Here is a 12,853-nt window from a genome sequence, read left to right as displayed (position 1 = left end):
GCCGGTGACGACCGGCAGGGGACTCGTTCTTCTTGCGGCGCACGCCGGTGCGCCAGTACGTCAGTTCATGGTCGACCCGATGACCGTCGAGTCCACCGTCAGGAACGTGGTCGCCGGCAGCGAGCCGTTCGGCTGCCGGGCACCGTACGCGGTCGTAGCGTCCTTCGACTTCGGCGCCGGCGCCGGGACGCCACTGTCCCAGTTGTCGGCGGCCGACACGGTGGCCGGGCCCAGCTCGGCCGGGGTGCCCTTGTTGCTCACCGCGAGGTTCCTGGCGAGGCGGGCCCTGCCGGTGGCGAAGTAGAAGCCGGACTGGGCGTTGGCGTAGGCCGTGTTGCGGTTGAGCAGGATCGCGCCGGTGTTGGAGTTCTCGGTGAACCCGTGCAGATTGTTGTCCCAGGCCGCGTTGTTGTTGACGACGTGCGCGACCGAGACTCCCCCGCCGCCCAGCTTGAAGCCGTTGCCGTTCCCCTCGAACGCGGAGTCGTTCCAGCGGTTCCTGCCGTTGCCGAAGGCCCAACTGTGCTCGACGGTGACGGGGGTGGAGAACTGCCAGAGGTCGAGCCCGTCGTCCGCGTTGTCGTAGAGGCGCGCTCCGGTGATCCTGTTGCCGGTGCCGGAGCCGAACTTGATGGCCAGGCCGTCGGCGTTCTGGCCATGGGCCGCGGGGTCGTAGTTGAGGTAACTGTCCAGGTTCTGCACGAGGTTGTCGCTGGTGCCGTCGCCCCGCAGGGTGAAACCGGAGTCGCCGTTGCGGGCGGTGACGAGGTTCCTGAAGATCCCGCCGACGGACGAGGTGACGACGAAGCCCTGGGCCGGGGAGTTCTGGAAGGTGAGGTTCTGGACCGTCCAGTGGTCGCCGTAGATGCCGGCCAGCCAGGACCCGGCGGGCAGCTTCGAGCCGTCGATCCTCACCTTCTCGCCACCGTACGCCTGGAGCGTGATCCGCGCCGAACTCGTGCCGTTCGCGGTCGACTTGAGGGTGGCCGTCGGGTAGTACGTACCGGCACGCACCTGGATGACGCTGCCGGCCGCCGCGTTCCTCACCGCGGACTCCAGCTGGGCGGTGCTGGACACGGTGACCGTGGTGCCGGCAGCGCTCGCACCGTCGGGCGAGAGACCCAGGTAGACGCCGCCCGCACCCGAGGAGAGGGCCACCGCCGCGGCGATGGAGAGGGTGCGGTTCCTGCGGTGGCGGCCGGTGCCGATGCGCACGGGCGTTCCTTTCCTCGGGGCTGGGACTGCGTTCGCTTCCTGACTGGCGAGCCGGGCTGCGGCCCCGATGAGGTGAGACCGCAGCCCGGCTCCGCTGTCCTGTTGCCGCCCGGCCGAAAAGGGTTGCCCCGGTCCGCACAAAAGCGTTCGAGACTTTCGGTCCCAGCGGTCCCGTCCGCACCGATTGACGTGCTGTCCCCCTGCTGGTGAGATTCCGAGGACGATCACTCAACAGAAACCATCACACTCCCACAGGATGTGTCATGCGCCCCCACCTCGCCCGCACCCTCCTGCTCCCCCTCATCCCCCTGGCGGCCCTTCTCCTCGCCCTGCTCGCCGCCCCGCCCAGCCCCGCCGCCTCTGGAGCCCCACCCGTGACCCAGCAGAAGCACGAGCAGCAGACCGAGCCCAAGTCCGCCCAGAAGTACGCCGGTTACCTCTTCGCCTACTTCACCGGCGAGGGCACCGCCGACGGCGAGCAGATCCGGTACGCCCTCAGCCGCGGCAACGACCCATTGCACTGGCGGGAGTTGAACGCGGGCAAGCCGGTCCTCACCTCCACCACCGGTGAGAAGGGCCTGCGCGACCCGTTCGTGATCCGCTCCCCCGAGGGCGACAGGTTCTACATGATCGCGACCGACCTTCGCATGTACCGCAACAGCAGCGGCAGTTGGGACTACGTCCAGCGCCACGGCAGCAAGTCGATCATGGTCTGGGAGTCGACCGACCTGGTCCACTGGACCGACCAGCGGCTGGTGAAGGTCTCCCCCGACTCGGCGGGCAACACCTGGGCGCCGGAGGCGTACTACGACAGCGAACTCGGCTCGTACGTCGTCTTCTGGGCGTCGAAGCTGTACGGCGACGACGACCCCGGGCACACCGGCTCGACGTACAACAAGATGATGTACGCGACGACGAAGGACTTCCGCACCTTCAGCGATCCGAAGGTCTGGGACGACCCGGGCTACTCGGTGATCGACTCGACGGTCGTGGAGCACAGGGGGACCTACTACCGCTACACGAAGGACGAGCGGGACCCCACCTCCTCCAGCCCCTGCTCGAAGTTCATCACCGCGGAGAAGTCGACCTCGCTGACGGACACCTCCTACGACTTCGTCTCCGACTGCGTCGGCAGCGGGTCCATCGACCGGGGCGAGGGACCGACGGTCTTCAAGTCCAACACCGGGAACAAGTGGTACCTGTTCATCGACGAGTACGGGGGTCGCGGGTACGTCCCCTTCGAGACCACCGATCTCGACTCGGGCAAGTGGACCATGTCCGCGAACTACCAGCTGCCCGCCAGCCCCCGCCACGGCACGGTGATGCCGGTGACCAAGGTGGAGTACGACCGGCTGCTGGCCGCCTACCCGGAGACCCCGACATCCGTCGTGGACGCGACGGCCAGTGGGCAGAAGGGGTACGCGGTCGTCACGGAGGCCGCCGCCAAGGTCGTGCTGCCGATGCGTCCGGACGCCGAACTGGCCCACCTGGCTCCTAAGTTGTGGGTGGGCGAGGGCGCGAAGGTGACCCCGGGATCCGGTACGCGGCGCGACTTCCGCAAGCCGCAGAAGTACACGGTGACGGCGGCGGACGGGACGCGCCGCACGTGGACGGTCGAGGCCGTGCCCACCCGCAGCCCGGTCCTGCCGGGGCTGTACGCCGACCCCGACATCCAGTACCTGGACGGCCGTTACTGGATCTACCCGACCACCGACGGCTTCCAGGGCTGGGGCGGCACGCAGTTCAAGGCGTTCTCGTCGAAGGACCTGGTCCACTGGACCGACCACGGCGTGATCCTCGACCTGGGTCCCGATGTGTCCTGGGCGGACAGGAACGCCTGGGCGCCGGCGATCGCCGAGCGGAACGGCAAGTACTACTTCTACTTCTGCGCCGAGCAGGCGATCGGGGTGGCGGTGGCCGACTCCCCGGCGGGCCCGTTCAGGGACGCGCTCGGCAAACCCCTGGTGGCGAAGGGGCAGTTGAGCGGCCAGATGATCGACCCGGCCGTGTTCACGGACGACGACGGCCAGGCGTATCTCTACTGGGGCAACGGGCACGGATACGTCGTGCCGCTGAACGACGACATGGTGTCGTTCGACGCGGCGCAGGTGCGGGACATCACTCCGGACAACTTCCGCGAGGGTTCCTTCGTGGTGAAGCGGCAGGGGACCTACTACTTCATGTGGTCCGAGGACGACACCCGCAGCGAGAACTACCACGTCGCCTACGCGACCGGACCGTCCCCGCTCGGCCCGTGGACCGAGCGGGGGACGATCCTGTCCAAGCGCCCCGAGTACGGCATCAGGGCCACCGGCCACCACTCGGTGGTGAACGTGCCCGGCACCGACGACTGGTACATGGTGTACCACCGGTTCGCCGTCAACGGCCCCGGCAAGGCGGGCGGTGACGGCATGCACCGGGAGACCACCATCGACCGGATGCGGTTCGCGGCCGACGGGGCGATCCTGCCGGTCGTACCGACCCTGGAGTCGATCCAACCGGTCGGGAAGTGAGGCTCAGCTCACGAAGTACGTCGGGTTGGGGAGCTTGTACGTCCTGTCGGCGTAGCCGCCCTCCAGGTCCGAGTACTGGTCGCCGAAGTTGGCGATGACGTCGTACCCGAGGTCCTCGATGTGCTTGCGGGTGCCGGACTTGTACTGCACGGTCGTGCAGGTCCAGGCGCCGGCCGTGGCACAGGCGCTCAGGTAGGCGGGCGGGTTGGCCGCGTCCTTGAGGAACATGTGGTCGGCGTCGAGGTTGATGTCGGCGCCGACCTTCTTCAGGTTCGCGACGGCCGCGGCGCGCTGCGACTCCTTCAGACCGGAGTTGTAGAACACCTCGACGCCCTTGGCCTTGGCGTAGGCGACCAGCTGGGGCGTGCCGAAGACGGCGGGGCGGTCGGCCTTGGCCACATAGTCGGCCCAAGTGGCCGAGTTGTAGGTGTAGTTGGTCTTCTTCTCGTAGTCGAGGGAGAGCAGCAGCGTGTCGTCGATGTCGAAGACGACCGCGGGCTTCTCACCCTTGTGCAGCGCCTTGCGGGCCGCCTTGTCGATGTACTTCTTCGCCGCCGACTCGATCTGCGCCAGGTCCTTGGCGTACGGGCTGGTGGTGGAGGCCTGGTAGACACCGGCACTGTCGAGCGTGGTGCCGTAGTAGGAGTCGATCTCCTGGACCAGGAGCCCGATGTTGTGGGGCTCGTGCGTGGAGTTCGCCGTGGACTGTCCGGCGGTGGCCGCGCCGGTGCCGTACAGGGCGGCGCCCGCGACGGCACAGGCGACGGCGAGCGTCGCGAAACGGAATGGCTTATGCATGACAGGTTTCTACGCGCGTCACCCTGGTGGTTGCCAGACCTTTTGCCTGATCTATATCAAGTCCATAGGGGTTGGAAACCAGCCATTGAGGCCTGAGGAGTGCGGCAGCCGCACCGCACTCCCCGGCTCACCTCGCGGCTCGCCCCGGCGGAGGTCAGTTCATCGTCGACCCGATCGTGCTGCTGCCCGTCGTCAGGAACGTCGTCGCGGGCAACGTCCCGTCCGAGGCACGGGAGTTGTACGTGGTCGACGCGTTCGTGGACACGAAGGACGGGGTCGAGATCCCGGAGTCCCAGTTGTTGCCGGACGAGGTGACCGACGAGCCCTTGCTCACCGAACCGGAGCTGTTGCCGACGGCCAGGTTCTTGCCCAGCCTGGCCGCGCCGGTGGCGAAGTAGTAGCCCCACTTGGCGTTGGCGTAGGCGGTGGTGCGGTTGATGACGATGGCGCCCTTGTTGCTGTTCTCGGTGAAGCCGTTGCCCGCGTTGTCCCAGGCGGCCGAGTTGTTGACGACATGGGCCACGGTCTCGCCGTCGCCGCCCAGCTTGTAGCCGTTGCCGTCGCCCGCGAACGCCGAGTCGGACCAGCGGTTCTTCCCGTTGCCCATCGCCCAGGTGTGCTCGACGGTGACGGGCGAGGAGAAGGACCAGAAGTCGAGCCCGTCGTCCGAGTTGTTGTAGAGACGGGCGCCGGTGATGAGGTTGCCGGTGCCGGAGCCGAACTTCACGGCGACGCCGTCGGCGTTCTCGCCGTGGTTGGCGGGATCGTAGTTGCCGTACGAGTCGATGTTCTTCACCGTGTTGTTGGTGGTGTTGTCGCCGGTGAGCGTGAACCCGGAGTCGCCGCCGTTGATGGTCTTGATGTTGCTCCAGACCGTGGAGGCGCAGGACTGGCAGACGACCGCGCTGTCCGGCGAGTTCTGGAACGTGATGTCGGAGACGGTCCAGTAGTCGGCGGTCAGCTTGAAGATCCAGTCGCCGTCGGGCAGGTTCGACCCGTCGATCTTGACCGTCTCCGAGCCGTAGGGCTGGAGGTAGATGCGGCTGGCGGACGTGCCGTTGGCCGTCGACTGGAGGGTGGCCGTCGGGTAGTACGTCCCGGCGCGCACCTGGATGACGGTGCCCGCGGTGGCACTGGACAGCGCGCTGCTCAGCTGTGCGGAGGTGGAGACGACCACGGTCGCGGCCTGGGCGGGGGTGGGGAGTACCGCGAGGCCGGCCCCGGCGGTGGTGACGGCGAGAGCGACGAGCGAGTTCCTGATGCCGGCGGCACGGGCACTACGAGTGATACGACGCATGACGTGCGGGTCCTTTCGTCGTAACGGGGAAGAGTGGAGCGGAAGTCACAGGACGGCGTCCAGCCATGAGAAGACGTCGTCCTGCATGGGTGCGGTGAACACATGGCCGAGGTCCGGCCAGATCCTGGTGTGCAGCCGCTCCCCGGCGCGACGCGAGCGCCAGACGGCGCGCAGCTTCTCGTGGGCCACGCGTACGCCCTCCGCCGGGAACAGCGGATCCTGGGCGCCGTGGAAGAACAGCATCGGCCTGGGTGCGGCGATGCTCGCCACGTCGGGGAAGTCGAGATGCCGGGCGAGCCCGGGGTGGAGCATGTGGTAACTGGACTGGCCGCGCAGGGTGTTGTTGCCGGGAACCATCATTTCCTTCAGCCCGGTCATCCAGCAGACACTGGCCGCGGCGGCGATGTCGTCGCTGAGCGCGGCGGTCTGCCAGGCCCGGTAGGCGCCCATGGAGAACCCGACGGCCGCGACCCGTCGCCGGTCCACGCGGTCGAGCCCGGCGAGGAAGCGGGCTGCGCGTACGTCCTCGCGGGCCATGAGTCCGGCGAGGGACGAGCCGAGGTTGTACAGGTTGCTCGCCAGGGCCTGCTGCTGGTCGTAGGCGAGTGGCCCCCGGTCGGCCCAGCCGAGCGCGTCGAGTGCCAGCACGACGTATCCGCGCCGGGCCAGCTCGTCGCCGACGAACCGTCCACTGAAGTACCGGTCCGCCCAGGCCTGCGCGGAGGCGAGCCGGATGTCGTCGTACCAGGGCCGGACCAGCTTCTCCTTCCCGATGTCGAACTTCGCCCCGTGGTCGTGGAGCAGCAGTACGGCGGGGAAGGGGCCGGGGCCGTGCGGGGTGAGCAGCGCGCCGCGCACGGGCTCGTACCGGGTGAGGGCGAGAGTCACCAACTCCCTTGTGTAGGTGGGTGTTTCGGCACGTGCGCTGAACTCGGGGCGGTACGGGGTCTCGTCGCCGTCCGGCTCGACGAGGAGCGTTTCCTCCACCTTGGCGCGGGCGATCCGACGCCAGGACCGGAAGTCCCGGACGCCGGATCTGCCCCAGGCGAGCGGGAAGTCCAGCTCGTCCTTGAGCGCCGGGTAGAAGCCGGGCAGCGGACCGTCGACGACGGCCGACTCCAGGCCGACGTCCGCATGGGCGGGCTGGGCGACGCCGGCTCCGTTGATCAGCGCGGCCCCCGCCCCCACGACGAACGTCCGCCGCCCCACCGCCGGATCACGGCCGTTCATCCGGGCACCAGTCGCCGAGATACGTCCGCCGCGTGTGTTCGCCGGCCTCCGCCGCCGTGAGCTGCGGCCGGTTCTCCGGCACCGTGATCAGCGCGCCGGGACCGGAGTTGCCGTACTCGCGAAACCGCATGGTCTGCCACGGATAGGCCTCGCGCATGTTGGTGTACGGGGTCACGGCGTCGATGCCCGGGCCGAGCCAGGTGTCCCGGACGACCAACGAGGGCCAGGCGGTTGTCTCGTAGGACGGCACCCAGGGCCGGGCGATCCTGTACGCGCCGTCCTCCGCGCCCGAGGTCACCAGTCCGCGTACCGCCAGGAAGCCGTAGGGGTTGGCGCGGGCCGTGGCGGGGGCGAAGACCATGCCCTCGGGTTTGAAGGCGACGTCCCGGTCGAGGGTGTGGAAGTGGCAGCGCTCGAAGACGGCCCGGGCCCGCCCGAAGACGAAGTCGACGTCGCCCTCGATGTAGCAGTCGCGGTAGTAGTGCCGGTCGAAGGCGGTCAGTGCCGTCGTGTCCGCGAACAGGGTGTCCTGGTGGGCGAGGAACCGGACCCGGGTGAACTGCGACCGGTCCCCCGTGACATACGCGGCGACAGCCTGCGTTCCCGTGATCTCCGGGTGGTCGGCGCGCAGCCAGTCGTTGGCGAGGGTCAGGTCGCGTACGGTCAGGCCGGGCGCCGCCGAGGTGAAGGTGGCGGAGCCGGCGGTGCCGTAGGTGCCCGAACCGTCGGGTTTCGGGGTGCCGTTGGCGTTGTCGTACACGATGACGGTGTCGCGCGGGTCGCGGGTGGCGCCGCGGATCGTCAACTCGGCTGCCTGGGCCGGGATGTCGATGACTTCGCGGTACGTTCCCGGGTGCACGGCGATCGTCCACCCGGTCCCGCCCGCCGCCACCACGGCGTCCACCGCTGCCTGGACGGAGTCGCCGGGGCGGACGTGCCGGACCCGGCGGGCCCCGGACGCGAACGCGGGGGCCGTACCGGTGGCGAGCAGCCCGCCCGCGAACCCGGTGAGCAGTGTGCGTCGGCGCATCTCAGCACCACCGTCCGCGCCACGGCGTCCAGTCGCCGAGGTAGGCCTCACGGGTCGCCGACTCGGCTTCGGTGGCCGTGAGCTGGGGGCGGTTCTCGGCGACCAGGATCCTGGCTCCCGGGCCCGTGTTCCGGAACTCGGCGAACCGCTGGCTCTGCCACGGGTAGCTGTCCGACATGTTGGTGTAGGGCGCGACCGCGTCGATGCCGGGCCCGAGGTGGGTGTCCCGGACGGTGAGCATCGGGCGGGCGGTGGTGTCGGAGCTGGGCACCCAGGGGCGGGCCAGCTTGTAGGCGGCGTCCGGGGCTTCGCTGGTGACGCGGCTGCCGGTCACCAGGTAGCCGCGGGGGTTGGTGCCCACGGTGGAGGGCGCGAAGGCGAAGCCGTAGGGGGTGCCGGCGAGGTCGGTGCGGTCGAGCGTGCGGAAGTGGCAGCGCTCGTACACGGCGGTTGCCCGGCCGAAGACGAAGTCGACGTCCCCTTCGACGTAACAGTGCGCGAAGTACTGCCGGGCGTACGCCTCACGGCTCATCGAGTCGGCGTACAGGGTGTCCTGGTGGCCGAGGAACCGGCAGTGGTGGAACGCGGCACGGTCGCCCTGCACCTTGATGGCGACGGCCTGGGTGCCCGCGATCTCCGGGTGGTCGGCGCGCAGCCAGTCGTTGGCGAAGGTGATCCAGCGGGCCGTGAAGTCGGCGGCCTGTACGAGGGTGGTGGCGGAGCCGGTGGTGCCGTAGGTGCCGCCGCCCGGTTTCGGGGTGCCGGCCGCGTTGTCGTACACGATGACGACGTCGCGCGGGTTCTCGGAGGCGCCGATCAGGGTCAGTTCCGTACGGGCGGCCGTGACGGCGACGGTCTCGCGGTAGACGCCCGGCGCGACGACCAGCGTGTATCCGGTGCCGCCGACGGCGGTCACGGCGGCCTGGACGCCGGTGAAGTCGCCGGTGCCCGCCGCGTCGACGTACAGGGTCCGCTCGGTCAGACGGCGGGACGGGGAGCCGTAGCGGCCGAAGCGGGTCCGGCCGGCCGCGCGGGCGGGGGCCGCGAGCCCCAGGGCCAGTGCGGCCCCGGTGCTCGCGACGACGAACGACCTTCTGTTGAGAGGGGGTTGAAGGTCGGCCATGATCAGCAGACCTTGCCCGCGCCCGCACCGCGGTCGACGATGTGCGGCACCGCCCGCGGCGGGTCGACCTTCGTGCGGAGGGTGGGCGTCCAGCCGGCGCCCGACTGGAGTGTCTCGGCGGGGATCTCGGCGTTGTGGACGGCGATCAGGTCGGTCAGCCTGCCGTTGACGTAGTTGTTCTCGGCGGTGAGCGGCGACTCCTTCCACTTCTTCAGCACCTGGCCGACACTGGCGCCGGCCGGCAGCGAGATGGCGTTGTCGGTGGCGTACAGCTGCGAGGAGATGCCGACGCCGAAGATGTAGTAGTCGGACTTCTGTTCCTCGGTCACCACATAGCTGTTGTTGTAGACGTCGACCTGCCCGAAGCGCACGCGCGGGGAGCGCTGGAGGATGCCGTCGAACTTGTTGTGGTGCATGGTGACCTTGAGCTTGCCCGCGTCCGTGGTGGCGGTGCTGTCGCTGTTCCCGATCAGCATGTTCTTGTCGTGGTCCTTGAAGGAGTTCCAGGACACGGTGACGTAGTTGGCGCCGCGCACGATGTCCGTCAGCCCGTCGTGCTGCTGGAAGATCTTGCCGAAGTAGCTCGGCCGCTCGCGGTCGGGGTAGCGGCCGTCGGTGAGGGTGTTGTGGTCGATCCACACGTGGTCGGTGCCGTAGACGACCACGGCGTCGTACTCGGAGTTCCAGGCCCCGGTGTTGTTGTCGTCGGTGGGGTCCCACTTCGGGAAGCAGTCGAGGGGGGCCTCGATGGTGAGGTTGCGCAGGATGACGTTGGAGACGCCCTTGACCTGGAGGCTGCCGCCGAGGATGCCGGAGTTCCTGCCGACGCCGACGATGGTGGTGTTGCTCGGGATGTTGGCCTTGATCTCCGTGTCCTGGTTGGCGGCGGACGCGACCCGCGCGTCCTCCTGCGGGCCGCTGGCGACCTTGTCGTTGCCCCAGACCGCCGGGTCGTAGTCCTTGAGGTACTGCTGGAGGTCGTAGCCCCCGGCGACGAAGGCCTCGCAGCCCTCGGACACGGCCTCGATCATGCCCTTGACCTTGATGATCCTGGGTGCGCTGCCGCCGTCCTCCAGCGCGGCCTTGAACTGCGCCCAGGTGGTGACCGTGTAGACGTGGTCGGCGGTGGCGGCCGAACCGCCGGTCGTGCCGCCCGCGTCGGACGCCCAGCCGTCTCCGGCGGCGAGGGTCTGGCGGCCGAGGTCGCGGGCCGGGGCGGCGGCCTGTGCGGCGGGGCCGGTGACGGTGAGGACGAGGGCGGTGCAGCCGAGCAGGGCGGCGGCCTTCATGGTGACATGATCATGACATGCGCGAGCGTTCATGGTGCGGCTCTCCTTCTGGAGGAACAGGCTGGGGGGACTTGCGGGGGAAGCGGCTACGCGGTGGCCGACGGCCAGGTGATCCAGGACTCCGGGATCACGTCGTCGAGGCGGCGCACGTCCCGGCGTGCCAGCACCCGGCGCCGCACCAGCCCGGCGGCGACGAGCCGGGCCACCGCGATGGCACCCGGCGGGTTGAAGTGCGTGTTGTCCTGCTCGGTCGCTGTCCAGTTGAAGTACTTCTTCGTCTCCTCGACCCCCAGCTCCTGCCAGAGCGCGATCGACAGGGCCTGGATGTCGAGCAGCGCCACGCTCTCCGCCTCGGCGAGCGCACGCATCGCCGCCGGGTAGTCGCCGTGGGTCGGCAGCGCGTTGCCGCTCGCGTCGAACTTTCTCCGCTCTACGGAGGTGGCGAGCACCGGCCGGGCACCCCGGGCCCGCGCACCGTCGATGTACAGCCGCAGATAGTCCTGGTACGTCGTCCAGGGCTCGGTGTAACGGACGGGGTCGGCGCTCTTCTCGTCGTTGTGCCCGAACTGGATGAGCAGGAAGTCACCGGGGGCGATCACATCGAGAATGGCGCCAAGACGCCCTTCGTCGAAGAAGCTCTTGGAACTGCGCCCGTTCACCGCGTGGTTGGCGACAGGCAGATCCTTCTGGAGAAAGAAGGGGAGCGCCATTCCCCACCCGGTCTCCGGGGCGGCGTCGGCGTATTTCTGGGCGGCGGTGGAATCACCGGCGATGTAGATCGTGCGGGAACACCGGCTGGAATGCGCCGACGCGTTTCCCGAGGATGCGATGGCGAGAGGAACAGCAGCGATGGCAGCTGCGGACACTTGCCGACGGCTAAGAGACACGACGTTGTGCCTTTCGAGAGGAGTCGGGCACCCGCGCCCCTGTTTCTGGGGGCGCGGGGAACTGCGCGAACAGCCACGGCGGACCCGCGGCCGAAAAGCGACCTAACCCATCTGCCCATTCCACTCGGCCTGCGCGGCGTTCAGCTGGTCGGCCAACGTGTCCAGGAACTCCTTCGCGCTCATCTTCTTCAGCAGCACCTTCTGGAAGTTGGGCTCGTTGTCCGCCTTCGAGATCGTGTTCCAGTCGGGCAGGTAGTACGGCAGCTGCACGATCTTGATCGTGCCGCTGTTCAGCGACTCGGCCGCCAGCTTCGTCGCCTCCGCCGACTGGATCCACGCGTCCTTCGCCGCCTCCGTGTTGGACGGAATGGCGCCCGCGGACTCGTTCCACTTGCTGTTGGACGCGTGCGAGACGGCGAACTCGATGAACTTCCACGAGGCCGTCTTGTTCTTGCTGGACTTGAACAGACCCAGCCCGTCGACGGGGTTGGAGACCTGCACCCGGGTCCCGTCGTCCTGCGTCGGGTTCGGAATTCCCCGGAACTTGCCGTTCAGCGCCTTCAGGTGGTCCTGGTAGGAGCCGAGGTTGTGGCTCAGCATGCCGATGTCGCCGCTGTCCCACTGGGCGACCATCTTCTTGAAGTCGTTGTTGACGTCGGCGGACGGAGTGTCCTTCTTGAACAGCGCGGTGTACTTCTCCAGCGCCGCCACGTTCTTCGGGTCGTTGACGGTGGTCTTCGTGTCCTTCCAGAACGACGTGATGCCGGACTGCCCGTACATCGCGTCCAGGGCCTGCGCGATCGACCCCTCGCCACCACGAATGGTGTAACCGAACCTGTTCTTGCTCGCGTCGGTGAGCTTGTCGGCGGCGGTGTAGAACTTCGACCAGGTCGTCGGCGGGTCCAGCTTCGCCGCCTCGAACAGGTCGGTGCGGTACCAGAGCGTGCCGTTGTTCGCGGAGGTCGGGACGGTGAACAGTTCGTCGCCGCCGCCCGCGCTGCGCACGCTGTCGATCATGCCCGGGGTCAGCTTGCCGTTCAGCGAACTGTTCTTGAGCCGGTCGTCCAGCGGCTCCAGGGCGTTCTGGGCGGCGATGCCGGCGAGCATGGCCGCGCCGACCCCGCCGACGTCGGGCAGGCCGCCGCCCTGGATCGCGGTGTCGTACTTGGACTGGATGCTGTCGGACGGTATCCCGACGTACTTGACCTTGATGTCGGGGTTGGCCTTCTCGAAGTCGGCGATGATCTCCTTCCAGACGTCGGTGCGCACACCGCCGTTGTTGTCCCAGAAGGTGATCTGGCCCTTGCCCGAACCCTCGTTGCCCTTGTCCCCGCCCGCCCCGCTGCCGTCGTCACCGCAGGCGGTGGCGGTCAGGGCGAGCACGGAACCCAGGGCCACGGCGATGGCCGCGCGCCTGCTTCTGCGGATGCTGATCTTCATTGGTCGGCACTCTCTCTTCTGGATCAATCGG

The 12,853-nt window shown here is 68.6% G+C and carries 10 protein-coding genes; 1 reads left to right on the top strand and 9 read right to left on the bottom strand.

Annotated features, from left to right (window positions below; translation table 11 throughout):
* Positions 1-60: 60 nt before the first annotated feature.
* On the bottom strand, positions 61-1,215 hold the full coding sequence (locus tag OG595_RS33555) for a right-handed parallel beta-helix repeat-containing protein (protein WP_329278612.1): 1,155 nt from the start codon (positions 1,213-1,215) through the stop codon (positions 61-63).
* Between the two features lie 263 nt (positions 1,216-1,478).
* Between OG595_RS33555 and OG595_RS33550 the strand changes: the two genes are divergently transcribed.
* The gene (locus OG595_RS33550; protein WP_329278610.1) at positions 1,479-3,728 is read left to right on the top strand and encodes a family 43 glycosylhydrolase; all 2,250 of its coding nucleotides are present in this window, start codon (positions 1,479-1,481) and stop codon (positions 3,726-3,728) included.
* Positions 3,729-3,731: 3 nt separating this feature from the next.
* On the opposite strand, the gene OG595_RS33545 is transcribed toward OG595_RS33550, so the two are convergent.
* From OG595_RS33545 to OG595_RS33510, 8 genes are all read right to left on the bottom strand, one after another.
* The gene (locus OG595_RS33545; protein WP_329278608.1) at positions 3,732-4,526 is read right to left on the bottom strand and encodes an HAD family acid phosphatase; all 795 of its coding nucleotides are present in this window, start codon (positions 4,524-4,526) and stop codon (positions 3,732-3,734) included.
* 154 nt (positions 4,527-4,680) lie between these two features.
* Complete coding sequence (locus OG595_RS33540) at positions 4,681-5,823, bottom strand: right-handed parallel beta-helix repeat-containing protein (protein ID WP_329278606.1); 1,143 nt, start codon at positions 5,821-5,823, stop codon at positions 4,681-4,683.
* A 45-nt stretch (positions 5,824-5,868) separates the two neighbouring features.
* Positions 5,869-7,053 (bottom strand): dienelactone hydrolase family protein, encoded by a 1,185-nt coding sequence (locus tag OG595_RS33535; RefSeq protein WP_329278604.1) that lies wholly within the window; start codon positions 7,051-7,053, stop codon positions 5,869-5,871.
* Positions 7,040-8,083 (bottom strand): pectinesterase family protein, encoded by a 1,044-nt coding sequence (locus tag OG595_RS33530; protein WP_329278603.1) that lies wholly within the window; start codon positions 8,081-8,083, stop codon positions 7,040-7,042. The genes OG595_RS33535 and OG595_RS33530 overlap by 14 nt, the downstream gene beginning before the upstream one ends.
* A gap of 1 nt (position 8,084) precedes the next feature.
* Positions 8,085-9,206, bottom strand: coding sequence for a pectinesterase family protein (locus OG595_RS33525; protein WP_329278601.1), 1,122 nt, complete (start codon positions 9,204-9,206; stop codon positions 8,085-8,087).
* A gap of 2 nt (positions 9,207-9,208) precedes the next feature.
* On the bottom strand, positions 9,209-10,528 hold the full coding sequence (locus OG595_RS33520; protein ID WP_329278599.1) for a pectate lyase family protein: 1,320 nt from the start codon (positions 10,526-10,528) through the stop codon (positions 9,209-9,211).
* Between the two features lie 53 nt (positions 10,529-10,581).
* Entirely contained in the window at positions 10,582-11,382 is an 801-nt protein-coding gene (locus OG595_RS33515; RefSeq protein ID WP_329278596.1) for a rhamnogalacturonan acetylesterase, read from the bottom strand.
* Between the two features lie 102 nt (positions 11,383-11,484).
* Positions 11,485-12,822 carry an ABC transporter substrate-binding protein gene (locus OG595_RS33510; RefSeq protein ID WP_329278594.1) on the bottom strand — a complete coding sequence of 446 codons (1,338 nt, stop codon included), beginning with the start codon at positions 12,820-12,822 and terminating at the stop codon, positions 11,485-11,487.
* Between the last annotated feature and the right edge of the window lie 31 nt (positions 12,823-12,853).

The organism is Streptomyces sp. NBC_01451, from assembly GCF_036227485.1.
Classification (GTDB): domain Bacteria; phylum Actinomycetota; class Actinomycetes; order Streptomycetales; family Streptomycetaceae; genus Streptomyces.
This window is presented reverse-complemented; position numbering and strand designations above follow the sequence as displayed.

Excerpts from the sequence above, each read along its gene's own strand:
- OG595_RS33550 (WP_329278610.1), top strand. The coding sequence starts at position 1,479 with ATGCGCCCCCACCTCGCCCGCACCCTCCTGCTCCCCCTCATCCCCCTG.
- OG595_RS33545 (WP_329278608.1), bottom strand. The coding sequence starts at position 4,526 with ATGCATAAGCCATTCCGTTTCGCGACGCTCGCCGTCGCCTGTGCCGTC.
- OG595_RS33540 (WP_329278606.1), bottom strand. The coding sequence starts at position 5,823 with ATGCGTCGTATCACTCGTAGTGCCCGTGCCGCCGGCATCAGGAACTCG.
- OG595_RS33535 (WP_329278604.1), bottom strand. The coding sequence starts at position 7,053 with ATGAACGGCCGTGATCCGGCGGTGGGGCGGCGGACGTTCGTCGTGGGG.
- OG595_RS33530 (WP_329278603.1), bottom strand. The coding sequence starts at position 8,083 with ATGCGCCGACGCACACTGCTCACCGGGTTCGCGGGCGGGCTGCTCGCC.
- OG595_RS33525 (WP_329278601.1), bottom strand. The coding sequence starts at position 9,206 with ATGGCCGACCTTCAACCCCCTCTCAACAGAAGGTCGTTCGTCGTCGCG.
- OG595_RS33520 (WP_329278599.1), bottom strand. The coding sequence starts at position 10,528 with ATGAACGCTCGCGCATGTCATGATCATGTCACCATGAAGGCCGCCGCC.
- OG595_RS33510 (WP_329278594.1), bottom strand. The coding sequence starts at position 12,822 with ATGAAGATCAGCATCCGCAGAAGCAGGCGCGCGGCCATCGCCGTGGCC.